General features: G+C 69.9%; 20 protein-coding genes. 9 read left to right on the top strand and 11 right to left on the bottom strand.

Annotation, left to right across the window (positions count from 1 at the left end):
- Nucleotides 1–157 precede the first annotated feature (157 nt).
- Nucleotides 158–946 carry an acyltransferase gene (locus tag H293_RS0134180; protein ID WP_020122316.1) on the bottom strand — a complete coding sequence of 263 codons (789 nt, stop codon included), beginning with the start codon at nucleotides 944–946 and terminating at the stop codon, nucleotides 158–160.
- Nucleotides 947–1,051: 105 nt separating this feature from the next.
- Between H293_RS0134180 and H293_RS0134175 the strand changes: the two genes are divergently transcribed.
- A complete protein-coding gene (locus H293_RS0134175) occupies nucleotides 1,052–1,585 on the top strand; it encodes a gamma carbonic anhydrase family protein (RefSeq protein ID WP_007380501.1) in 534 nt (177 codons plus the stop codon).
- 3 nt (nucleotides 1,586–1,588) lie between these two features.
- Here H293_RS0134175 and H293_RS0134170 read toward each other — a convergent pair whose 3' ends face one another.
- Nucleotides 1,589–2,239 (bottom strand): DedA family protein, encoded by a 651-nt coding sequence (locus H293_RS0134170; RefSeq protein ID WP_020122315.1) that lies wholly within the window; start codon nucleotides 2,237–2,239, stop codon nucleotides 1,589–1,591.
- A gap of 97 nt (nucleotides 2,240–2,336) precedes the next feature.
- Nucleotides 2,337–4,124, bottom strand: a complete 1,788-nt coding sequence (locus tag H293_RS50530; RefSeq protein ID WP_020122314.1) for a ricin-type beta-trefoil lectin domain protein — start codon at nucleotides 4,122–4,124, stop codon at nucleotides 2,337–2,339.
- Between the two features lie 476 nt (nucleotides 4,125–4,600).
- Here H293_RS50530 and galU point away from each other — a divergent pair, with 476 nt between their 5' ends.
- Nucleotides 4,601–5,554, top strand: a complete 954-nt coding sequence (galU, locus tag H293_RS0134160) for a UTP--glucose-1-phosphate uridylyltransferase GalU (RefSeq protein ID WP_020122313.1) — start codon at nucleotides 4,601–4,603, stop codon at nucleotides 5,552–5,554.
- Between the two features lie 27 nt (nucleotides 5,555–5,581).
- Here the strand turns inward: galU and H293_RS0134155 are convergent, their stop codons facing one another.
- Nucleotides 5,582–6,019 (bottom strand): DUF4442 domain-containing protein, encoded by a 438-nt coding sequence (locus tag H293_RS0134155; RefSeq protein WP_020122312.1) that lies wholly within the window; start codon nucleotides 6,017–6,019, stop codon nucleotides 5,582–5,584.
- A 138-nt stretch (nucleotides 6,020–6,157) separates the two neighbouring features.
- On the opposite strand from H293_RS0134155, the gene H293_RS0134150 reads away from it, so the two are divergent.
- Nucleotides 6,158–7,456: an MFS transporter gene (locus H293_RS0134150; protein WP_020122311.1), complete on the top strand. Its 1,299-nt coding sequence runs from the start codon at nucleotides 6,158–6,160 to the stop codon at nucleotides 7,454–7,456.
- Here H293_RS0134150 and H293_RS0134145 read toward each other — a convergent pair.
- On the bottom strand, nucleotides 7,418–8,263 hold the full coding sequence (locus tag H293_RS0134145) for a spermidine synthase (protein WP_020122310.1): 846 nt from the start codon (nucleotides 8,261–8,263) through the stop codon (nucleotides 7,418–7,420). The genes H293_RS0134150 and H293_RS0134145 overlap by 39 nt on opposite strands.
- A 98-nt stretch (nucleotides 8,264–8,361) precedes the next feature.
- On the bottom strand, nucleotides 8,362–9,531 hold the full coding sequence (gene tuf, locus H293_RS0134140; protein ID WP_020122309.1) for an elongation factor Tu: 1,170 nt from the start codon (nucleotides 9,529–9,531) through the stop codon (nucleotides 8,362–8,364).
- A gap of 328 nt (nucleotides 9,532–9,859) precedes the next feature.
- Between tuf and H293_RS0134135 the strand changes: the two genes are divergently transcribed.
- The gene (locus tag H293_RS0134135) at nucleotides 9,860–10,627 is read left to right on the top strand and encodes a TVP38/TMEM64 family protein (RefSeq protein WP_007380510.1); all 768 of its coding nucleotides are present in this window, start codon (nucleotides 9,860–9,862) and stop codon (nucleotides 10,625–10,627) included.
- A 28-nt stretch (nucleotides 10,628–10,655) separates the two neighbouring features.
- On the opposite strand, the gene H293_RS0134130 is transcribed toward H293_RS0134135, so the two are convergent.
- Nucleotides 10,656–11,825: a thiolase family protein gene (locus tag H293_RS0134130; RefSeq protein WP_020122308.1), complete on the bottom strand. Its 1,170-nt coding sequence runs from the start codon at nucleotides 11,823–11,825 to the stop codon at nucleotides 10,656–10,658.
- A 104-nt stretch (nucleotides 11,826–11,929) separates the two neighbouring features.
- Here H293_RS0134130 and H293_RS0134125 point away from each other — a divergent pair, with 104 nt between their 5' ends.
- Nucleotides 11,930–12,400: a winged helix-turn-helix transcriptional regulator gene (locus tag H293_RS0134125; protein ID WP_020122307.1), complete on the top strand. Its 471-nt coding sequence runs from the start codon at nucleotides 11,930–11,932 to the stop codon at nucleotides 12,398–12,400.
- 123 nt (nucleotides 12,401–12,523) lie between these two features.
- Nucleotides 12,524–13,399 carry an undecaprenyl-diphosphate phosphatase gene (locus H293_RS0134120; protein WP_020122306.1) on the top strand — a complete coding sequence of 292 codons (876 nt, stop codon included), beginning with the start codon at nucleotides 12,524–12,526 and terminating at the stop codon, nucleotides 13,397–13,399.
- A 346-nt stretch (nucleotides 13,400–13,745) separates the two neighbouring features.
- Here the strand turns inward: H293_RS0134120 and H293_RS0134110 are convergent, their stop codons facing one another.
- Complete coding sequence (locus tag H293_RS0134110) at nucleotides 13,746–13,976, bottom strand: hypothetical protein (protein WP_020122304.1); 231 nt, start codon at nucleotides 13,974–13,976, stop codon at nucleotides 13,746–13,748.
- Between the two features lie 131 nt (nucleotides 13,977–14,107).
- On the bottom strand, nucleotides 14,108–14,584 hold the full coding sequence (locus H293_RS52990; protein ID WP_020122303.1) for a hypothetical protein: 477 nt from the start codon (nucleotides 14,582–14,584) through the stop codon (nucleotides 14,108–14,110).
- Between the two features lie 604 nt (nucleotides 14,585–15,188).
- On the opposite strand from H293_RS52990, the gene H293_RS0134100 reads away from it, so the two are divergent.
- The 3 genes from H293_RS0134100 to H293_RS53880 all read left to right on the top strand — a co-directional run bounded on the left by H293_RS0134100 (nucleotide 15,189) and on the right by H293_RS53880 (nucleotide 21,448).
- A complete protein-coding gene (locus H293_RS0134100) occupies nucleotides 15,189–16,064 on the top strand; it encodes a hypothetical protein (RefSeq protein WP_028808442.1) in 876 nt (291 codons plus the stop codon).
- Nucleotides 16,061–20,623, top strand: coding sequence for an NACHT and WD repeat domain-containing protein (locus H293_RS50520; RefSeq protein WP_020122301.1), 4,563 nt, complete (start codon nucleotides 16,061–16,063; stop codon nucleotides 20,621–20,623). The genes H293_RS0134100 and H293_RS50520 overlap by 4 nt, the downstream gene beginning before the upstream one ends.
- A gap of 162 nt (nucleotides 20,624–20,785) precedes the next feature.
- Complete coding sequence (locus H293_RS53880; protein WP_020122300.1) at nucleotides 20,786–21,448, top strand: DUF4145 domain-containing protein; 663 nt, start codon at nucleotides 20,786–20,788, stop codon at nucleotides 21,446–21,448.
- A 76-nt stretch (nucleotides 21,449–21,524) separates the two neighbouring features.
- On the opposite strand, the gene H293_RS0134085 is transcribed toward H293_RS53880, so the two are convergent.
- Nucleotides 21,525–22,226 carry a HEPN domain-containing protein gene (locus H293_RS0134085; RefSeq protein ID WP_158694473.1) on the bottom strand — a complete coding sequence of 234 codons (702 nt, stop codon included), beginning with the start codon at nucleotides 22,224–22,226 and terminating at the stop codon, nucleotides 21,525–21,527.
- 89 nt (nucleotides 22,227–22,315) lie between these two features.
- A partial coding sequence (locus tag H293_RS0134080; RefSeq protein WP_028808441.1) for an ATP-binding protein occupies nucleotides 22,316–22,571 on the bottom strand: 256 nt, incomplete at its 5' end.

The raw sequence follows: 22,571 nt of genomic DNA, 5'->3' as shown, positions 1-22,571 counted from the left end.
CGGCCGAGCCGGCTCGCCAGGCACCGGCCCCACCCCTGAGCCCAGTCCAACACCACGCACCTCTCAACGAACCGGCCGCGCCACGCCCCTGGCCCAGCCGACTCCCCCTCCGCACTTCCCCGACCCGGCACCCGCTCGCCCTGGCCCCCGGCGCCGCTCAGTCCAGTCCCGCAAGTTTCGTCGCCGCGTCCTCGTCCACTTCGGCGAGTCTCGCCGCCGTCTCCTCGTCCAGGCCGGCCAGCGCGTTGAGCTGTTCCGCCGTGGCGCCCTCCGGGATCGGGACCGGTGCCGGGGTCCTGAGCGGTGGTTGCCAGCCGTCCTCGGCGGTCCATCGGCGTACGACCCGGGCGGGCGCCCCCGCGACCACGGCGTGGTCCGGCACCACGCCCCGGACCACGGCACCGGCGGCGACCACGACGTTCCGGCCGATCCGCGCCCCCGGCAGAATCACCGCCCCGGTCCCGATCCAGCACCCCGGCCCGATCTCCACCGGCTCCATCCGCGGCCACTGCTTGCCGATGGGCTCGTGGGGATCGTCGTAGGAGTGATTTGTGGACGTGATGTAGACATAGGGGCCGAAGTAGCAGTCGCTGCCGATGGTGACCGTGGTGTCGGCGATGACGTGGCTGCCGCGCCCCAGCACGACCCCGTCGCCGATGCGCAGGATCGGCTCCGGGCCGAGGTCCAGATCGGGCATCAGACCGGCGGTCAGGGTGACCTGCTCGCCGACGATGCAGTGCGAGCCGACATGGATCCACGGCTCACCGAACACCGTGCCCAGCGGAAAGGCCAGACGGCTGTGCGCACCCAGCGCGCCGAAGCGGAAGCGCCCCGGGCGCTCGGCCGTGACCGAGCCCGTGCGCTGCACCCAGGCCCAGCCCGCGTGCACGGCACGCTGGACGAGGCGGCCCCGCCAGGATGAGAACGCGTTCTTGTTCTTCGGCACGAGCTCACCGTACTGAGCACACGCCGTCCGCATGAGTCCGAGGGCTTGTGATCTTCGCCCCACCGGGTGGCGTACGGTTCGGGATATCGCGAACCAGGAGGCGAAATGGCGCACAAGGCGTTGATCACGGGCATCGGCGGAAGGGAACCGAGGATTGACGAGGAGGCCTTCGTGGCGCCCACCGCCTCGGTGATCGGGGACGTCACGCTTCAGGCGGGGGCCAGTCTCTGGTACGGCGCGGTGGCCCGCGGCGACGTAGAACGCATCTCAGTCGGCGCCCAGAGCAACATCCAGGACAACTGCACGCTCCACGCCGACCCCGGCTTCCCGGTGACGATCGGCGAGCGGGTCTCCGTGGGGCACAACGCCGTAGTCCACGGCGCGACGGTCGAGGACGACTGCCTGATCGGCATGGGTGCGACGGTCCTCAACGGCGCGGTGATCGGCGCCGGTTCGCTGGTCGCGGCGCAGGCACTGGTCCCGCAGGGCATGCAGGTCCCGCCGGGTTCCCTGGTGGCGGGCGTACCGGCGAAGGTGCGGCGGGAGCTGACGGAGGAGGAGCGTCAGGGAGTCACCCTGAACGGAACGCTCTACGCGGACCTGGCCAAGGCCCACCACGAGGTGCACGAGACACCGTGAGGGTCACTCGGCGGCCGGGACGGGCTCCGGTTCGGCCGCCTGCAGCTGTGCCGTCGCCTTCTTCGCCTTGCGCTTCAGCACGAGCATCGAGGTGAGGCCGATCAGCACGGCCAGCACCAACCCGAGCCACGAGAACCGCTTCAGCCAGGACTCCGCGACGATTCCGACGTAGTAGATGACCGCCGTCGTACCGCCCGCCCAGATGACCCCGCCCAGGACGTTGGCGATCAGGAACTTCCAGTACGGCATCCGCAGCACACCGGCGAGCGGCCCGGCGAAGATCCTCAGCAGTGCGACGAAGCGGCCGAAGAACACCGCCCACATGCCCCACTTCTCGAAGGACCGCTCCGCCGTGGCGACATGGCCCTCGCTGAAGTGTCTCGGGAACTTGTCGCCCAGCCAGGTGAGCAACGGCCGGCCGCCCTTGCGTCCGATCGCGTAGCCGATGGAGTCACCGACGACCGCCCCAACGCCGGCGCACGCGCCGAGCACCACGGGGTTGATCCCCGCGTGCTGCGAGGACAGCAGCGCGGCGGAGACCAGGATGATCTCCCCGGGCAGCGGAATACCCAGGCTCTCCAGGCCGATGACCAGGCCCACCAGGGCGTAGACAGCGGCCGGGGGCACGGTGTCGAGCCATTCCTGGACGTGCAACGCCGGTTCCTCCTGAGTCGCGTTCCCGGCGCGCGCCACTACAGACGCACGCCGAGGCAGCCTACCGGTTCACGAGAACCGGTGTCGGTGCGCGGGGTCACCCGCCGATGACCCGCACCGCACCGGCGAGGAGTCCGTCGAGCGCCGAAGTGCCGGGCGCCGTCACCGAACTCACGGTGCCCACGACCGCGCCCACCGCCGCCGCCCCGGCCCGCTCGACCGGCACGGCCGGAGCGGCCGGAGCGGCCGGTCCGGCGTCGCTGTGGTCGACCTGGGCAACCCGGGTCCCGTACTCGGGCGGGGTTCCGTGCTGGTCCGAGGGCTGACCGGAACTCGGTTCGCGGGAGGCGCCGGGACCGGAAGGCGGGGCCGGGACGAGATGGGGTGCGACCGGATCCTCGCCCGGCCCTCCGGAGGGCCGACCTGGTTCCGGGCCTTGCGGCGTGCCCTGTTGTCCCGGCGCGCTCTCGCCGGTGGACTCCAGCAGCCACCGCTGCCCCTTCGAGCCGTTCCGCTCGGTGACGACGACGGTCTCGCCCTTGCCGGGCGCGACCAGGAGCCCCTTCCCGCGGCGCAGCAGCAGTTCGCCGCGCACGGTGAGGTCGTAGCGGACCTCCCCTGTGCGGGTCAGGCAGTCGGCGACCACGACCGACCGCCTCTCGGTGTCCGCGTCGAGGCAGAGCCCGGGGTCGGCCGCGCTGCGCAGCAGTCCGTCCGCCTGGTACGTCCACTGCTGGGACCCGGCGGCGGAGCACTCCGCCAGTACGGCCTGCGCCCCCGCCACGGTCCGAGCGTCACGGGTGTCGAGACACAGACCGGCGTCGGCACTGCGGAGCCTGCCGTGGCCGACCACGACGGAGTGGCTCATGGAGGCGGTGGACGGGGCCCCGGTGCCCTGGGATGCCTCCGACCGGCTCGGCCGTACGGTGTTGCCGCTCACCGCGCCCCAGGTGGCGCCCGGGGTCGGAGCCCCGCCGTCCTCGGACCAGCCCTTGGCGACCAGCACGGTCGCGAGCAGGGCCAGGGAGGTCAGACCTGCGCCCACGAGAACGGCCCTGGCGCTCCTGCGCGGCTGAGCGAGGAAACCCGCCGGGACAGGGCGGTGCCGCCCGCCGGGCTTCGTACGGACCGTACCGGACGGAGACGCGACCGGGGCCGGGCGCTCGGCAACCCGCGCGGGCCGTGAGTCGAGATAGCGGTGGGCGCCCCAGCCGAGCACCGTCTCGGCGAGCAGCACCTCCAGGCCGCCCTCGAAATGGCTGAGCTGTTCGGCGGCGTGACGGCAGTACCGGCATTCCGTCAGATGTTTGCGGACATCGGGCAGAAGGCCCCCGCCCCGACGAATCGGGATATCCAGGAGACGATTGTAGAAACGGCATTCACTGGTGGGCGCGAGTTCCCGGTGGGCGCGGACACATCCGGTACGGAATTGCTCGCGCGCCTGCTCGACGGCGGCCGCCGCACGGGCCGTGTCCACACCCAGCAGACCGGCCGGTACGGATATGGGTTCGGCCTCGACCTCGACATGCCACAACAGGCATTGGGAAGCCCCGGGAAGGGCCCGGAATGCGCGCTCGGCGAGCAGTCGCCTTTCGGGGGTGACGGACCTCGCCGCGCGCAGACCACGGCCGCCGATCGTCTTGCGGAGTTCCGGCAGTACGCCGGCGATTTCGTCGTCCGCGGCCCACTCCTTGACGAACTCCCTGACCGCGACGAGAAGTTGGGGACGCAGTGCGCCGTCACCCGCCCGGCCGAGCACACGGTGAAAAGCTGCAGCGGCCGCCATCGAGGCCGAACCGGACCAGGAGGCCAGGCAGATGACGGAGTACGCGTAGGTCGCCTGCCAGTGTCGCGCCATCAACAGGGCGACGGCATGGCCGTCCACGCCGTTCTCCCCCAGCCGGGCCAGGAGATTGCGGTCGGACTCCGCCGGACCCGATCCGGGACGTGGCGGGTAAGGGGGACGTGGGGGGTAAGCGGATTGCACGGGACCTATTCCTTCCAAGCCGAAGGAACGCATGGAATACGCGCTCCCCGGAAAGCAGGCGCCTGATTGGTGCATACCTATGACGTGTCAGATTGTGACCCGGCCGTCGCAGGGCGCTCACCTTCGCACGATTGGCGCACAGCAAACAAGAAGATGGAGTGACCCATGTTCAAAAAGAGGTGAGTTCAGAAAAGTTACCGCCGGTATCCGCACCCGTATTCGAAATAAGCGGGACACGGGAGTCGGGTCGTGCACGGCGGCCGGATGCCTGGCACACGAAATCTCCCGCCCCCGCCAGGTCCGCAGCGGGGTCCACAGGAGGCTCTCAGGCATCTCCCGGTGTGCTCTCATGCCCGTGCCGCAGCATGATCCGCATGATCGTCCCCCACACGACCGACACCCCCGTCCCCACCCGCACGGTCCGCAAGGCGGTCGTTCCGGCCGCCGGGCTCGGCACCCGCTTCCTGCCGGCGACCAAGGCGACACCGAAGGAGATGCTCCCGGTCGTCGACAAGCCGGCCATCCAGTACGTCGTCGAGGAGGCCGCCGCGGCCGGGCTCGACGACGTACTGATGGTCACCGGCCGCCACAAGCGGGCCATCGAGGACCACTTCGACAACGCCTTCGAGCTGGAGCAGGCCCTCGCGGCGAAGGGCGACGCGGTACGGCTCGACGCCGTACGCGATCCGGCACGCCTGGCCAACATCCACCACATCCGCCAGGGCGAGCCGCTCGGCCTCGGCCACGCGGTGCTCTGCGCCCGCCGCCACGTCGGCGACCAGCCCTTCGCCGTCCTCCTCGGCGACGACCTGATCGACCCGCGCGAGACCCTGCTCAGCACGATGCTCGACGTCCGCGAACGGTACGCGGGCAGCGTGGTTGCCCTCATGGAGGTGCCTCGCGAGCAGATCCACCTCTACGGCTGCGCGGCGGTGGAGCCGACCGGGGAGGAGGGCGTGGTCCGCGTGACCGGCCTCGTGGAGAAGCCCTCCCCCGAAACCGCCCCCAGCGCCTACGCGGTCATCGGCCGCTATGTCCTCGACCCGGCGGTCTTCGGCGTCCTGGACCGCACCCCGCCGGGCCGCGGCGGCGAAATCCAGCTCACCGACGCCCTCCAGACCCTCGCGACCGGCACCTCGGTCCACGGCGTCGTCTTCGACGGCCTCCGCTACGACACCGGCGACAAGGCCGACTACCTCCGCACGGTGGTCCGCCTGGCCTGCGCCCGCCCCGACCTGGGCCCGGAATTCACCACCTGGCTCAAGGGGTTCGTGGCGGAGCTGGAGAGCGGGGAGGGGGTTGGACGGGGGCGGGGGTGGGCGGCGTGAGGGGCGGATGCCGCCGCTCCCCCGAACTCAGCCGTTCGGCCGCAGGGTCCACACCACCGTCATCTCTCCGGTGACCGCCCCGTCCCCGCGGCGGATCTCGATCGTGACCGGGAACTCGGGGCGCTCGCCGGCGTCGAGCTGGGCGACCACCTCGGAGGCCGGGCGGCCCAGGGTCGCCGTGGCGGTGACCGGGCCCATCGCGAGCTTGCGGTAGGAGATCTCGGCGTTGACGGCCAGCGGGACCGCACGCGAGAGCTGGTCGCCGAACGCGGCCAGGACGACCGCCCCGCTGGCCGACTCGGCGAGCGTGAACATGGCCCCGGCGTGCGGTCCGCCCACGTGGTTGTGGAACTCGCCCTGGTCGGGCAGGGCGACCACGACCTTCTCCGGGCCGGTCTCCAGGAACTCGAGGTTCAGGGTCCGCACCATGGGCACGGTCGCGGCGAGCATCTCACCGACGGACATCTGGTCTGCGCTCATACCCGGGATGTTACCCACGGGTAGATCACGCTGACCAGGCCCGGCACCAGTGATCGGCGTCTCCTCCCGGTCTGGCCCGCAAATCGTTTGGCAAGGCGGCACCTCGGCGGCGATAGTCGGCCGGTGACCCCCTCCACCGACACCTCCCGCGTCCGCGGACCCGCCTGGGCGAGCCGCAACTACGGCCTGCTGACCGCCACCGCGTTCATCACCAACCTCGGCAGCAACGCCGCACTGATCGCCGCCGCGTTCGCCGTGCTGGAGGCGGGCGGCGACAGCGGCGACGTGGGGCTGGTGGCCGCCGCGCGCACCCTCCCGCTGGTGGTGTTCCTGCTGATCGGCGGCGCCGTGGCGGACCGCCTGCCCCGGCACCGCGTAATGGTCGCGGCCAACACCCTCAACTGCCTCTCCCAGGGCGCGTTCGCCGTCCTCGTCCTGGCCGGCGAACCCCGGCTGTGGCAGATGATGCTGCTGACCGCCCTCGGCGGAACCGGCCACGCGTTCTTCAGCCCGGCGGCCGAGGGCATGCTGCTGTCCTCGGTGAGCGGCGAACAGGCCGGCCGGGCCTTCGCGGTGTTCCGGATGGCTATGCAGGGCGCGGCGCTGGGCGGTGCCGCGCTCGGCGGTGCGATGGTCGCCGCGGTGGGCCCCGGCTGGGTGCTCGCGGCGGACGCCCTCGCGTTCGCGGTCGCCGGTTCACTGCGTGCCTTCCTCGACGTCAGTCACATCCCGGCACGCGCACCGGGCGGCGGCATGCTCGCCGATCTGCGGGACGGCTGGCGGGAGGTCGCGGGCCGGCCCTGGCTGTGGGGCATCGTCGTCCAGTTCTCCGTGGCCAACGCGGTCCTGGGCGCCGCCGACGCGGTCTACGGCCCGCTCGTCGCCCGGGACGACCTGGGCGGCGCGGGCCCCTGGGGCGTGGCCCTCGGCTTCTTCGGCGCCGGGACCGTCGTAGGGGCCCTCCTCATGACCCGGTGGAAGCCGCACCGGCTGCTGTTCGTGGGGATTCTCTGCGTGTTCCCGATGGCGCTGCCGTCCGCCGCGCTGGCCGTGCCGGTGTCGGTGCCCCTGCTGTGCGCGGCGATGTTCGTGGCCGGCGCGACCGTCGAGGTGTTCGGCGTCTCCTGGATGACCGCCCTGCACCAGGAGATACCGGAGGACAAGCTCTCCCGCGTCTCGGCCTACGACTGGTTCGGCTCGGTCGCCCTCATGCCTCTCGCGGCGGCGCTGGCGGGGCCCGCGGAGTCGGCGTTCGGACGCTCCGCGGCCCTGTGGGGCTGCTCGGGCCTGATCGTCGCGGTCACGGCGGCCGTTCTGTGCGTACCGGACGTCCGCGACCTGCGCCGGAGCACCAAGCAGGTGGCCCAGGTCGCCGTGACCGGCTCAGCCGATGCCGAACGCCCCGTCGGGGGGCTCGGGTGACGCCACGGCCTCCGTGTCCCGCACCGGCCGCGCCGCACCGATGAACTTCCGCAGCCCGGCGCCGTGTTCGACCCGGGCGGGGAACGCGTCGGCCGCCGTACGCCGTGCCAGGGCCACCGTGTCGAGAGGCACCCGCGCGGCGACGAGCACCGCGTTCCCGAACCGCCGCCCGCGCAGCACCCCCGGCTCGGCGATCAGCACGAGCTCCTCGAACGACTCGGCGAAGTTGGCCAGTTGGGACCGGAGAAAAGTGAAGGGTGCCGCGTCGGCGAGGTTCGCGAGATAGACCCCGTCGCTCCGGAGCACCCGTGCGGCCTCGCGGGCGTACTCCAAGGAGGTCAGGTGCGCCGGGACCCGCGACCCGCCGAAGACGTCGGCGACCAGCACATCGGCACAGTCCGCCGGGGCACTTTCCAGCCACGCCCGCGCATCGGCCGCGTGCAGTGCGATCCCGGCCCCGTCCGGAAGCGGCAGCTGCTCGACGACCAGGTCCAGCAGAGCCCGGTCGGCCTCGACGACGTCCTGCCGGGACCCGGGCCGGGTGGCGGCCAGATACCTGGGCAGCGTCAGAGCACCCCCGCCGAGATGCACGACGTCCAGCGCCCGCCCGGGCTCCCCGACGCCGTCGAGGACGTGCCCGAGCCGCTGGGCGTACTCGAACTCCAGATGCGTCGGCTCGTCGAGATCGACGTACGACTGCGGAGCCCCGTCCACGGTCAGCAGCCAGGCACGCTCCCGATCGACGTCGGGCATCAACTTGGCGAACCCGTGATCGACGGCACGGGCGACGGGAAGCGACTCGGTCATCCTGCAATTGTGCCTGGCCGAAAGCGCCCTGTTAGGGGCGCGGGGAACTGCGCGACCAGTCACAAACCGGCCCGCAGTCCCCCACGACCGAACCGCCCTCATACAAGGGCAGTAACGGTCCCCGCCCCGACGGTCCGCCCACCCTCACGGATGGCGAATCCGAGCCCCGGCTCAAGCGGCACGTCCCGACCCAGTTCAACGGTCATCACGACGCGATCCCCGGGCCGAGCGACCCCCACCTCACCCAGGTCCACATCCCCCACGACATCCGCCGTACGGATGTAGAACTGCGGCCGGTACCCGGTGGAGACGGGCGTCGTGCGCCCGCCCTCCCTCGCCGACAGCACGTACACCTGCGCGGTGAAGCGACGGCTGGGCACGACACTGCCGGGCGCGGCCACGACATGCCCCCGCCGGACCGCGTCCCGGGGAACGCCCCGCAGCAGCAACGCCACGTTGTCCCCGGCCTGCGCCTCCTCCATCGGCTTGCCGAAGGTCTCGACGCCGGTCACCACCGTCTCCAGGCCGGCCCCGAGCACGTCGACCCGGTCGCCGACCCGCACGGTGCCCCGCTCGACCGCACCGGTCACCACGGTCCCCCGGCCGGTGATGGTCAGCACGTTCTCCACGGGCATCAGGAACGGCGCGTCCAGATACCGCTCGGGAATGGGCACGTAGGTGTCCACCGCGTCGAGCAGCGCCTCGATCGACGCCGTCCAGCGCGGGTCCCCCTCCAGCGCCTTCAGCCCGGAGACCCGTACGACGGGCACGGCGTCGCCGCCGTAGCCGTGCGCGGTGAGCAGCTCGCGGACCTCCAGCTCGACGAGCTCGACCAGTTCCTCGTCGGCCGCGTCGGCCTTGTTGAGGGCGACCACCACGTGGTCGACGCCCACCTGCCGCGCGAGCAGCACGTGTTCGGCGGTCTGCGGCATGATCCCGTCGAGCGCGGAGACGACGAGGATCGCCCCGTCGAGCTGCGCGGCCCCGGTGACCATGTTCTTGACGTAGTCGGCGTGGCCCGGCATGTCCACGTGCGCGTAGTGCCGGGTGTCGGTCTCGTACTCGACGTGCGCGATGTTGATGGTGATCCCGCGCGCGGCCTCCTCCGGGGCGCGGTCGATGCGGTCGAACGGCACGAACGTGCCGCTGCCGCGCTCGGAGAGCACCTTGGTGATGGCGGCGGTCAGGGTGGTCTTGCCGTGATCGACATGACCCATCGTGCCGATGTTCAGGTGCGGCTTGGTGCGCACGTATGCGGTTTTGGACATGGCTGTACCTCGAAGCCTCTTCGTGTTCGCGGAAGAACGGGGACCCCGAGGACTCGCCGACCCTCCCCCTGCGGGGTCCGCCGGACTGTCCGGGAAGGGTCAGCTTCGGGCGCCGTCTGCGGCGGCCAGGAACACGGGAACGGCAGCCTTCGGCGCATCCGCGACTGCGGATGCTGCGAGAGCGAAGGCGTACCGGAACATGACGCAGATCATGTCCGACGCGTCGTCCCACGTCGAACGGTTTTTTGTCACCGCCCGTCGCCGCCCGTCCGCACAACCGACGGCACCCGTACGGCGATCACCCCTCGGTGTCGGTTACCGTCACAGGATGCTCGATGCCACCACCCGCTCTGGGGGCACCGCCACGGCCACTCCCCCGGCCATCGCCACGGAGTTCGCTCTCCCCGCCCCCGCTCCGGTGGGTCTCACCGCCCGCTGCACGAGAGTGCTGCTGTCGCCGTGGTCCCGGCTTTCCCTGCTCGTCGCGCTGCTCGCGGGCGCCGCGTCCACGGTCCTGCTGTTCGAGCCGCAGAGACTGCTCTCGGACGGCTGGCCACCCCAGCTCGGCGGGGTGGCGGCCGCGGTCGTGTTCGGGGTGGCGTACGGGCTGTGCACGGTGGCGTTCGTGCCGCGACCGCTGCTCAATCTGGCCGCCGGAGCCCTCTTCGGGTCGCAGCTCGGGCTCGCCTCGGCGCTCGCGGGCACGGTGCTCGGCGCGGGGATCGCGTTCGGACTGGGCCGGGTGCTCGGGCAGGAGGCGCTGCGTCCGCTGCTGCGGGGGCGATGGCTGAAGGCGGCGGACGGGCAGTTGAGCCGGCACGGGTTCCGCTCCATGCTGGCCGCGCGGCTGTTCCCCGGGGTGCCCTTCTGGGCTGCCAACTACTGCGCCGCCGTGTCCCGTATGGGATATGTGCCGTTCCTCGCCGCGACGGCACTCGGGTCGATTCCGAACACCGCCGCGTACGTGGTCGCCGGGGCGCGGGCTTCAGCGCCGACCTCGCCCGCGTTTCTGATCGCCATGGCCGCGATCGCCCTGCCGGGGTTGGCGGGCGCGGTGGTCGCGTGGCGCAAGCGGCATCATCTGCGGCGCCCTTGAAGTCTGCGGCGCCCTTGGAGGACGCCGATCACACCCTCTCCAGAACCATCGCGTTGGCCAGTCCGCCCGCCTCGCACATCGTCTGGAGGGCGTAACGGGCCCCGCGTTCCCGCATCGCGTGCACCAGTGTCGTCGTCAGACGGGTGCCGCTCGCTCCCAAGGGGTGGCCTATCGCGATCGCGCCCCCGTGGACGTTGACCTTGGCCGGATCCGCTCCCGTCTCCTGCTGCCAGGCCAGGACCACGCTGGAGAACGCCTCGTTGACCTCGAAGAGGTCGATGTCGTCGAGGGTGAGATGGGCCCTGCGCAGGACCTGCTCGGTGGCCGGGATGACGCCGGTGAGCATGAGGATCGGGTCGGAGCCGGTGACGGCGAAGCTGTGCAGGCGGGCCAGGGGGCGCAGGCCCAGGCGTTCGGCGGTCTCACCGGACATGATGAGGACGGCGGAGGCGCCGTCGTTGATCGGGCTGGCGTTGCCCGCCGTGACGTTCCACTCGATCTGGGGGAAGCGTTCTGCGAAGTGCGGGTCGTAGTAGGCGGGCTTGAGGCCGGCGAGGATCTCGGGAGTGCTGCCCGGGCGGACGCACTCGTCGCGCGAGACGCCCTCCAGGGGTGCGACCTCGGCGTCGAAGAGACCCTTCTCCCAGGCCGCCGCGGCCTTGCGGTGCGAGGAGACGGCGAAGGCGTCCATCTGCTCGCGGCCGATCGACCACTTGGCGGCGATGAGTTCGGCGCTGATGCCCTGCGGGACCAGGCCCTCCTCGTAGCGTGCGGCGACCCCGGGGCCGAAGGGGTCCTTGCCCTCGGGGACGTTCGACCACATCGGCACGCGGCTCATCGACTCGACCCCGCAGGCGACGACGATGTCGTAGGCGCCCGCGATCACGCCCTGCGCGGCGAAGTGCACGGCCTGCTGGGAGGAACCGCACTGGCGGTCCACGGTGGTCGCCGGGACCGTCTCCGGGAACCCGGCCGACAGGGCCGCGTAGCGGGTGGTGTTCATGGCCTGCTCGCCGACCTGGTCGACGGTGCCGCCGATGACGTCGTCGATGAGCGCCGGGTCGACGCCGGAGCGCTCGACGAGGGTGCGCAGGGTGTGCGCGAGGAGTTCGACGGGGTGCACGTGCGCGAGGGCGCCGCTCGGCTTGCCCTTGCCCACGGGGGTGCGTACGGCTTCGACGATGACTGCGTCACGCATGGTGCGGGCCTCCATCAATGAGGGGCGATTACTAGCGAGTAGGGAATACAAACTCACCATAGTTCGAAGAGTTGGAAAATCCAACCCTCACTTAGACTGGGTTCATGGCCGCCACCAAAGACCCGCGCCCCTGCTCCATCGCCGACACCCTGGCGCTCGTCGGCGAGAAGTACTCCCTGCTCGTGCTGCGGGAGGTCTGCCTGGGCAACAGCCGCTTCGACCAGCTCGTGCGCAACATCGGGGCCCCGCGCGACATTCTGGCCACCCGGCTGCGCCGGCTTGTGGACGCCGGGATCCTCACGAAGCGCGCCTACAGCGAGCGGCCGCAGCGCTTCGAGTACCGGCCCACGCAGGCGGGGCTCGAACTGGAACCCGTGCTGCTGACCCTCATGGCCTGGGGAGACCGGCACGTGCGCAACGACGACGACCGGCCGATGGTCGTCGAGCACGGCTGCGGCAACGAACTGCTGCCCGTGGTCACCTGCTCCGCCTGTGGGGACACGGTCCGCCACGAGGACCTGACAGCCCACCCCCAGGCCCCCGGCTGGACGGTGACCGGACCGACGGTGGCCTGACCGCCCCTGTGGCCGGGCCGTCACCGGGGGGCGTTACGCTGCCCTCGCACCCCGATCACCGCTCCCGGTGATGCGGCGCGCCCGACTCCCGTCACACGACCAGCACTTGGACGCCGTAACTTCATGTCTTGGTTCGAATCACTCATCCTCGGACTCGTCCAGGGGCTGACCGAGTTCCTTCCCGTCTCCTCCAGCGCCCATCTGCGCCTGACCGCGGCCTTCTCGGGCTGGAAGGACCCCGGGGCGGCCTTCACCGCGATCACCCAGATCGGCACCGAGGCCGCCGTGCTGATCTACTTCCGCAAGGACATCGGGCGGATCGTCTCGACGTGGAGCCGTTCCCTCGTCAACAAGGAGCTGCGCGGCGACCACGACGCCCAGATGGGCTGGCTGGTGATCGTCGGGTCCATCCCCATCGGCGTGCTGGGGCTGCTGTTCAAGGACCAGATCGAGGGGCCGTTCCGCGATCTGCGCGTCACCGCCACGATGTTGATCGTCGTCGGCATCGTCATCGGCGTCGCCGACCGGCTGGCGGCACGCGACGAGACCGGCGGGCGGCACCGCGCGCCCAAGCAGCGCAAGGGACTTGAGGACCTCGGCGTCAAGGACGGCCTGATCTTCGGCCTGTGCCAGTCCATGGCCCTCGTCCCCGGCGTCTCCCGCTCCGGCGCCACCATCAGCGGCGGCCTCTTCATGGGCTACCGGCGCGAGTCCGCGGCCCGTTACTCCTTCCTCCTCGCCGTCCCGGCCGTACTCGCCTCCGGGGTCTTCGAGTTGAAGGACGCCCTGGAGAGCGACCACGTCTCCTGGGGCCCCACGATCTTCGCCACGGTGATCGCCTTCGTCGTCGGTTACGCGGTCATCGCCTGGTTCATGAAGTTCATCAGTACCAAGTCCTTCATGCCGTTCGTGTGGTACCGCATAGCCCTCGGCATCCTGCTGTTCGTGCTGGTCGGAGCCGGTGTGCTGAGCCCGCACGCGGGCGAATCCGGCGGCTGAAACCGGGCCGCACAGGTAGTGCTATCTAGCATTTCCTAGCGCCTGATTGCAGCATCACGCCATGATCATCTCCCACTTGTCTCCCACTCGTCTCCCACCTGGGAGGCGGGACGCACGGCCAAGTAGGGGATGACGCGGAAGGGCCCGCACGGACGTGCGGGCCCTTCCGCACAGAGGGTAGAGCGGGTCAGCTGAGGTTCATGTCCCGCCAAGGCCGCGACCCTCGCCACGCGGAAACGCAGCCGCTCATCCACCGTGTCCCAGGTAGCACCGGTGAGGTCGTCCAGCGCCGCGGCCGTGAGGATGAGCCGGCCGAGGCGCGCTTTTATGTCCTCCCCCGCGTGTGTCACCTCGACTGCCTCACCGTGCGGACCCGTGCCCCGTACACCGCTATGGCGACTTCCCCCATGTCCCCGTTGATCGCGAGGATCTGGAGGAGCCGGATGTCCCCAGCCGGTGGTGATCCCATCCGGCGCGCGGCCCTGGAGCTGGCGCTCCACGCGCCCGCGCCGTCCCCGCTCACGGTGTCCAGGGCAACCATGGCCGTCACGATGACGTCCGCGAACTCCTTCGGCACACCCCACGTGTGAGGCGTGAGGCCGCGCTTGCTGATCTCGCCCGTCGAGCCGGGGGCCCTCTCACACGGGCGACCGGCCCAGACCCGACGGGGACGTTCCTGTATATGACACGACTCCTCCAGCGGCCTCTTCAGCTGAGGTGAAGGGTGGTCAGGGCGATGGTCCAGTCGGTGACGATGGCCTGCTGGGCGGCCGCGAGCGTGATCTGGCCCTTGCAGACTGCGGTGTGCAGCTTGGTCTCCACCGGGTCCTTCTTGTTGTTCACCCCGGCACCCTTCTTACGGCCGGGGTCGGCCGGCTCCACCCACAGGTTCCTCGGATCGTTCGGGTCGCCGCCGAGCTGCAGGCTGATCAGGTGGTCGTACTCGGCATCGTCCATGCGGCCGGTGTATCCGTAGGAGGCGGCGTTGAGCTTCTTCTCCTTGCCCGTCACATACGCGGAGGGGCGTATGCCGGAGGTGTAGCCGCTCTTGCGGCATATCGTCGACTTCAGGTTCGCCTGCGTGACCGCCGGAGAGATGGCGCCCGGCGTGCACTTCCGGTCCTCGAGGGGCTCGCCGTGCTCCACGCGGTAGTGGCACGAGCCGGCGGCCGGCTGCTGTTGCACCGTGTAGTGCTTCTGCGGGCCCGCCCCTACCGCGATCGCGCGGCCTGAGTCGGCCGGCGGCGCCGGGCGCAGGGCTCTGAGTCCCTGATGGGGTTGGTGTGCTGAGTTGGACGGACGAACAGCCCGTCATCAGCAGGCAGCCGAGCAGGAGGGGCGGTAGGGCACGCGGGACATGAGGCATGACGGTCCTTCACGGGCTGGCGACGGCTGACCAGATGCTCCCCCATCACCACTCGGCCCTACCGCGCGGGGGTACGCCGCACAGGTGCACGGCGCCGTGCGCACGGCCTTTGACCCAAGACTCGTGCGGGAGTCCGCACGTGATGAGGGCGCGACCGGAGCTTTGGGTGACGAACTGGGCCAGCGCGGCAGGAGCGGCTGCTAGGCACTTTCGGGTGACGGTCCGTTGGGGGGGTGGCGCCACAGCCGCGTCGCATGCCGCTCGGAGTCATAGGCCGGCAGATGTGTGAGTACTGTGCACGTTGGCCTCCGGCGTTGAACCGCCCCTGTGCCCACACCACATGCAGCACAATGGTCCTCAGCCCGGAGCGGGCAAAAGCAGATCCGGGCTTGCAGGCACACGGTGAGCGAGGCGGGGTAAGGCGTGCAGACAGTACGGGTCGTCGGCGTGCACGGAATCGGGCAGTCGAAGACTTCCCAGCATCAGCTGACCGCCGACTGGGGCCGTGCGCTTAAGCGCGGCATCGACTCGCTGCCCGACGCAACAGCCTGTGTGGCGTCGCTCGAAGTACCGCATTGGACGGCACTCCTGGCAAGGGGAACAGACCGTCTTGGCCCCGAGGACGACCTCTTCGGCGAGTCCGTGCCGATGGATCCAGCGGAAGAGGAGTTCGTCGCCGAGGTCTTTGCCAACCTTGTACGGCCCGAGGACGTAGTCTTCGCCGAAACCCAGCCCCTGGCCACTCTGGGACCGCCCAAGCTGTGGTCACCGCGCCTGACCCGGCTGGCGATGGCCTATGACCGCCGTCGCCCGGGCGGTGGCGTGCAGTTCATCGTCCGGCGCATGCGTGAGGTGCGCTATTACCTCACGAAGCCGGCCCTGGCCGCCGAGGTCCGGGCGTTCATCCGAGACGGGTTCACGCCGGATGCCGCCGTGGTCATCGGCCATTCACTCGGCAGCGTCATCGCCTACGATCTGCTCCGCCACAAGGAGGTCGGTGCTGCGGGCACCGGCTCTGCTCTCCACACGCTGGTGACCTGCGGCTCGCCACTGGGCATCCCCGCCGTGCGACGGCTCATGGGCATCACCGATGGCACGCCCCTCCAGCTCGACTCGCACATCAGGTGGGTCAACGTCTTCGACCCCGACGACTTCATCACCGGGGGCGCAGGCCTGTCCGCCATGGCGCGGGAGCTCACTGAAGCCCAGGTGGACAACGGCATCGGCGACCCACACAGCGCCTTGCGGTATCTCCGCAGTGTGCCGGTGGCCCGCGCCGTGGCGGGCGGCCGACCGTGACACGCGCGCCAGCCCCGGATACCTTCGCCCGCCGCCTCGTCGTCATCGCGATCTCGGAGTACGACGACGGATCTGCCGCCGAGCGGGAGGCGTTCCGCAAGGAAATCACCGCGCAGGTGACGACTGTGAAGGACTGGTGGGCACACCCCTCCCTCGACGGCGCGCGCCGTTTCGAGCCTTCCGAAGCGAAGCAGTTGCATGACCTGCGCGATCTGCGCACCTTCCTCATAGAGGAAGACCTCGGGAACGCGGACGACGACGAAGCCCTCGTCGTCTACATCACCGGGCACGGTTTGGCCCCGACGAACTCCCCTCAGCATTTCCTTCAGTTGCGGGACACGTACGTGGAGAGGCCGTACGCCACCGCGTTTCCGACCGCCGAGATCATCACCACCGTGCTGGACTCTCACGCCTCGCACGTCCTGGTGATGGTGGACTCATGCTTCTCGGGTCAGCTCGAGTCCGAGCTCAAGAGCATGCTGAAAGGCCTGCGGCAGGAGCGCCGCGACCTTGCCTCGCTGGTCGTCCTTGTCGCCGGGAACGACCAGAGCACGCCCCGCACGAACGCCTTCGTCAACGTCCTGCGGGCCGTGCGCGCACACTGTGAGGACGAGACGAACGGCTTCGCCGAGCCGCACCTCAGCTGGCAGGAATGGAAGAGCATCGTTCGTGAGGTGTTCGACCAGAGCACCATGGCCGACCCCACGTACGTCTGGCCCACGCTCTCGGCCAGCACGGAGAGGGCGCAGGAACAGTTGAGCCCCTGCCTGCCCAACCCCGGCTACACGGGGAGCGAACCGGTACTGATGGCTTCCTCCCGCCAGGTCGGGTGGACACGGGCCCAGCTCGACGCGTTCTGGATCTCACGTGCGACCGGCACCTCCGAATCGGACAGTCCGGGCTGGTACTTCACCGGTCGCACCGAGCTGGTCAAGCGCATCCTCGCCTTCTTGACCGGAACCGAAGGCGTACTGATCGTCACCGGCGTGGCCGGCTCCGGGAAATCCGCCCTCCTCGCCCGTACCGTAACCCTCAGCGACACCCGCTTCCGGGCTGACGAGACGTACCGCGCGCTGGTCGCCGAGATACCGGAGGAACTCCAGGTCCCGGAAGGCTCGGTGGACGCTGCCGTTCTTGCCCGCAACACCGACCCGGACGATCTCGCCCGGGTGCTCTGCGAGGCGCTCGGCGACTCCCCGGGCCCGGCAGCCCCATCTCGGGCTGGCGGCGACGAGAGCGGACATCTCGCTCGGCTGCGGCGCCTGGTGCAGAGCACGGCTCGGCAGCGGGGCGAGCCGCTCACCCTCGTAGTGGACGGCATTGATGAAGCCAGGAATCCGACGCGCACCATCACCGACCTTTTGCGGCCGCTGGCGGATCTGCGGATGCCGGACGAACGGCCTGCCGTCCGGCTGCTGCTCGGCATCCGCAGCAGTCGGCTCGGTACTTCGGCCGAGGCCGACGCTCCGACCGCCCGCGCCCAGACCCCGGATCTCCTCGACCTGCTGGTACGGGCCACTGCCGCCGGTATCCCACTCCGTACGGACGGTCCCGACGCCGCGCCGGACATTGCCGCGTACGCCTTCGCGTTGCTGGAGGCGCCGCTCGGGGACCAGGAAGGCGGAGAGGTCCCGCCGGCGTCGCTGCTGGACCGTTACGGAGAACTGGCCGAGGCAGTGGCCCGGGAGGTGGCCCCTTCCTTCCTGGACGCACGCATCGCCGCCCAGCAGCTCCGGGCACGGTGCACCCTGCCCGATCCGGAGGACCCTGGATGGCTCCAGACCCTGCGTCAGGGCACCGAAGCCCTCCTGCGGGAAGACCTCATCGAGGTCGCCGACACGCACTCCACGGCCGCTGAGCAACTCATGTCCGTACTGCGCGCCACCGCATTCGCGCACGGAGCTGGCCTGCCATGGGCCGACATCTGGCCGGCCGCCGTGCAGTGCCTGTCACCGTCCCCCGTCACCGACCCAGACGACGTCATCCGGAAGGTTTGGGACAGCCGCCTCTCCGGCTACCTGATCACCGCCGTCGAGGACGGCCGGACCGTATACCGGCCAGTGCACGAGCGGATCAGCGAAACACTCCGGTACACCCCGCACAGACTCGTCGGCGCCCCGGAAACAGGCGGGCGGGAGAGACTCTCGGACGTGGAGATCTCGGACACTCACCGGTCACTGGTCGAGGCATTCGAGCGGCTGATTCCCCGCGCGGGCCAGCATCAGGCACCGCACCCCTATCTGCGGCGTCACCTGGTGGCCCACTCCGCAGCCGCGAAGGCCCTCGACGGCAGTCACGTTCCGACGCACTTCCTCCCCTGGGAGACCAGCGGCACCGTACGGGGCGCTCTTGGGCTCCCTGCGAACCCAGCGTCCCGGACGCTGCACCTGGCCTCCTGGGCACGTGTCGAGCCTTTCCTCGCCGATGCCCCGCACTCGGCACGCGCCGACAGCCTGGCCCTGGCCGCCCTTGGAATGGCCAGCGAGTACGACGGCATCGCATTCAGCGCGCAGGACCTGACGGTGGACGAAGCGGGGCCGACCACCCGCAGAGAGCACGATGAGCCACCTGCGCAGCCCCGTCTCGCCCCGCAGTGGAACGAATTGCGGCTGGCCGGAAACCTGCTGGGTCGCACCTACACGCCAGTCTCCTCCCTCGTGTCCTTCAATTTGCCCGACGGCACCCTCCTCGTGGCGGCAGGAGACACCAGTGGTGAGGTCCGCCTGTGGGACCCGCTCTCCGGCACCGACTTCGGGCTGCCCGTACGCCGCGCTCCATACGCACGTGCCCTGGCTGTGCTAGCTGGCCCCCAGGGAGAACCCCTCCTTGCGGTCGGCTGCAACAACGGCGCGTGGCTCTACGATCCGCAGAGCGGCCGGATCGACCACCTCCCCGTTTCAGTCCCTGTGCACGCCTTGGCCGTCTTCGCAGCGGGCGGCAGTGCCCGGCTAGCGCTGGGCACCACCGAGGGCCTAGTGATCTGCGATCCTCTCGCCCGGCAGGTGCTGTCCAGAACACCCCGGGCAACCATGTGGGGCGATTCAGTCAAAGCCCTTGCGGCGCTGCGGCTGCCCACCGGCCAGCACCTGCTCGCGGTCGGCGGAGAGGGCAGCATGGTCGAGATTCTCGATGCCGATTCGCTCCGGCCGGTCGTTGAGGTCGCGGGCCAAGGGCGAGGTGTCTCGGCGCTCGCCCTGTACCTCGACCCTCATGGCAGGCCGCGGATGGCCGCGGCCTCACGGTCCACGGGGTCCGTGCGCAACTACAACGCGTGGACAGGCGAGCAGACGGCACCTGTCATCCGCGAGTCTGCTGTGGCCATCTGCTTGTACCCCGTCGGCCCCGATCACCGCAGAGGAACGCTGCTTGCTCTAGGCCCCAGCCGGGGAGGGACTGTACGCCTCTGGGATCCAGAAACCGGGGCGGCAGTGAGCGAGTTCGCAGCCGACCACGACAAGAGGGTCAAGGGCCTGGCCATCCTCGACACAGGTGGGAGCGCACCGCTGCTGGTGTCTGGATCCGACGATCACACCGTGCGGATCTGGGACCCTTCCGCCCCCGCGTCACACCGAGACACACGCTGGGAAGAGCCGAGTGACGGCTCACTCCTCGCCGCGCTGCCCGTGCCGGGAGGAGCGACTCGCCTTCTGAGACCGATCTCCCCACGCTTCCTCAACATCACCGCAGCCGCCACCGGAGAAGTACTGCAGCAGTTCAGCCTGCCCGAAGAAGCGGCCCCCGAGGGACTGACCGCTATCACCAGCCACCTGTGGCCCAATGGATCGGTATCAGTGATCGCGGGCACGTCCCGCGGGGACATCTTCCGGTGGGACCAGGAGTACGGCTGGTTTCGCATGCATGATCCGATCCAAGCCACAGACCGAATCATGCCGGTACATAGGCTGACCCGGACACGCGCCCTGACCACATTCCAGGCAGATGACCCGGACCAGGTGTTCCTGGCCAGCGGTACCAGTTCAGGCACCGTGACCTTCCACGACTTGGACACCCGCGAGCCGTGGTCTGTCATCCATGAAAGAGGAGCCGTTCGCGCCCTGGCGGCCCTGCCACACCCAGAAGGCATGATGGTGGCCTTCTCGGCCGCTGCCGCCGTACGGTTCTGCCGTCCCGAGCAGCCATCCGCACCACTCCTCCCCCGGCGTATCGGCGTCGTCGGCTGCCTGACCACATGGGCGGCGGAGGATGGGTCTGTCCTCCTCGCCACCGGAGGCTCCGACGGCACCGTCCGCTTCTGGTCCCCGGAGGCACCGAGGCGGGAGGCGTATCCCGTGCTGCACGGCCATCAGGGCCCGGTCACCGCCATTACTAGCTTCCAAGCTTCACCCACCGCACCATGCCTCCTTGCCACTGCGGGTCAACAGGACACCACCGTGCGCGTATGGGATCCTCGCACGGGCGATGAGCTGGCGCGTGTCGTCACTGGCGCTGCTCTCACGTCGCTCTGCGCCTTGCCCATCGAGGGCGATCCGCAGCTCTCGGACCCGCTGCTCGCCTTCGGCGGACCGGCGGGAGCGGGTGCGATTTCAGTCAAACTGTGAGCCAAGCGGTCCTGCATCCAGGTCACCTCGCCTGGCGTATCTGGTTCGGCCAGCCCCAGTAGCTCCACGTCGGCGGGCCATAGCTCCCTACGCCGGGCTGGCGGCGCCGACTCATCCGGAGCAACCCCGCCGGCTCCCGCACGTCAGCCGGACCGGTGGCAGGTGGATGAGTACGTCCTGGGGTGCCAGCTGTGCGGGAAGACCTGCGTCTTCCTCGCTTACTGGGGGCCGGATCTCTCGGGTTGGTCAGACCCGCCGACGGCTGAGGAGCTCAAGCGGGTCAAGGTCAGGTTCGTCACGTTGATGCACCCGCGCGAGGACCCCAGGACGTTGCATGAGGCGGCCCCGGCCAAGGTGCGCGATCTGTTCCATGAAAGGGCCCGGTGCGAGGCCGTCGGCGCGCTTAGGGCCGCGGCCGGCATGTACCGGACCGCCGTCGAAGAACTCTGCCGGGACAAGCAGGCCGCCCGGAACAACCTGTTCGAGAGGATCGACGGCCTGGCGGCCCAGGGCGTGCCTGCTGAGATCGTCGCCGACTTGCACGAGGCCCGCTTTCTGGGCAACTGGAGCCTCCACGATGGTCTTTCCTTCTCCGCTGAAGAGGTCGCCGACGTGGCGCTGCTGACCGAAGAAGCCGTCATGGTGGTCTACGTGCAACCGGACGAACGCGCCGCGATGCGAGAGCAAGGCCCGCATGATGCGCGCGCTCTACGAACGGCTGGACCGGCTCCAGGACGCCGCACCCGCCGCGGAGAATACCGCAGTAGTCTCCCATTGACGTCGCCCGGCGCCGCCTCCCCCGTCGGCTCCGGGCGACCCGCATGAGGCCCCCGGCAGCCCGCTCTGCACCAGCGGCCGCCGGGGGGCTTCTTCCCTTGCGACGGGCGACTTCCCCCAGGGGTCATGTGGCGGTGACGTCAGCGGGCCGGTTGCGTGGCGGCGTAGTGGTAAAGAAGGCGCGCAGGGGCTGGCTGATGTGGTTTTCGCGGACGGTGTCCTGGGCGACAGCATCGAGCAGGGGCGCCAGGTCCTCGGTGTCGGAAGGGGTCAGCACGAGCCAGCGCAGGATGACCTGCAGTGTGAGGAGCCGGAGGGTTCGCAGCTGCTCCTGCCCTATCTGGTCTTTGATCACGTCGCCGTGCACGTAAGCGGATCGAGCCTTGTAGGCACGTCGGACGATCTCCGTGGCCTCTTCTTGGTGGTCAGGGGCGAGAAACAGTGCGGCCGCGCGGGAGCGGATGTTGTCGGCGATGCCTTCGCGTTTGTCGTTGGGGCTGATCAGCAGGGCTTCCAGGGCGATGACGTAGTCGAGATGCAGTTCGTCGGCCTCCACGTCCCATACACCGTCGTCGTTGTAGGTGCGCTGGTAGGCGGCCAGGAGGTGCCGGGCGGCGCGTTCGAGGCGCCTGGCTCGCCGGTTGACGACTTTCCGGTCGTGGGTAGCGCCTGCCATGACCGCGTCGATCTTCGCCGAGAGCGCGGCGCAAAAGTCAGCCAGGGCCGGTAGACATGCGGCCGGGACATGGAATTCGCCGGTGTCGCGGACCTCGACCTCCTCTTCTCTCCCGTGCCGCCCTTCATAGACCCGGATAGTCGTCGGCACATTTCTGGGGTTCAGATCGAAGCGGCGTCCGCGCGTGTCGGCGTACGGACTTCTCTCCCCGGTCGCGTACGGGTGAACGTCCCCAGTTGTCAGGCCACTTCGGTCTCTCGCTCGATGGCCTGGAGGCGGTTCTTGAGCCGGTAGCTCGGGCCGTTGATCGCGATCACTTCGCAATGGTGGAGGAGCCGGTCGAGGATCGCGGTGGCGAGGACCTCGTCGCCGAAGACTTGGCCCCATTCGCTGAAGGTCTTGTTCGAGGTCAGGATGATGGAGCCCTTCTCGTAACGCTTGGAGATGACCTGGAAGACCAGGTTCGCCTCGGCACGTTCGAGGGGCTGATAGCCC

Origin of the sequence: Streptomyces canus 299MFChir4.1, assembly GCF_000383615.1 — a bacterium.
GTDB classification, from domain to species: Bacteria; Actinomycetota; Actinomycetes; order Streptomycetales; family Streptomycetaceae; genus Streptomyces; species Streptomyces canus_C.
Note: the sequence above shows the minus strand (reverse complement) of the source record. Positions and strands in the feature narration are given on the sequence as shown.

What these genes read in the sequence shown, in the direction of transcription:
- H293_RS0134175 (WP_007380501.1), top strand. Translation starts at nt 1,052, where the DNA reads ATGGCGCACAAGGCGTTGATCACGGGCATCGGCGGAAGGGAACCGAGG.
- galU (WP_020122313.1), top strand. Translation starts at nt 4,601, where the DNA reads ATGATCGTCCCCCACACGACCGACACCCCCGTCCCCACCCGCACGGTC.
- H293_RS0134155 (WP_020122312.1), bottom strand. Translation starts at nt 6,019, where the DNA reads ATGTCCGTCGGTGAGATGCTCGCCGCGACCGTGCCCATGGTGCGGACC.
- H293_RS0134145 (WP_020122310.1), bottom strand. Translation starts at nt 8,263, where the DNA reads ATGACCGAGTCGCTTCCCGTCGCCCGTGCCGTCGATCACGGGTTCGCC.
- tuf (WP_020122309.1), bottom strand. Translation starts at nt 9,531, where the DNA reads ATGTCCAAAACCGCATACGTGCGCACCAAGCCGCACCTGAACATCGGC.
- H293_RS0134135 (WP_007380510.1), top strand. Translation starts at nt 9,860, where the DNA reads ATGCTCGATGCCACCACCCGCTCTGGGGGCACCGCCACGGCCACTCCC.
- H293_RS0134130 (WP_020122308.1), bottom strand. Translation starts at nt 11,825, where the DNA reads ATGCGTGACGCAGTCATCGTCGAAGCCGTACGCACCCCCGTGGGCAAG.
- H293_RS0134125 (WP_020122307.1), top strand. Translation starts at nt 11,930, where the DNA reads ATGGCCGCCACCAAAGACCCGCGCCCCTGCTCCATCGCCGACACCCTG.
- H293_RS0134120 (WP_020122306.1), top strand. Translation starts at nt 12,524, where the DNA reads ATGTCTTGGTTCGAATCACTCATCCTCGGACTCGTCCAGGGGCTGACC.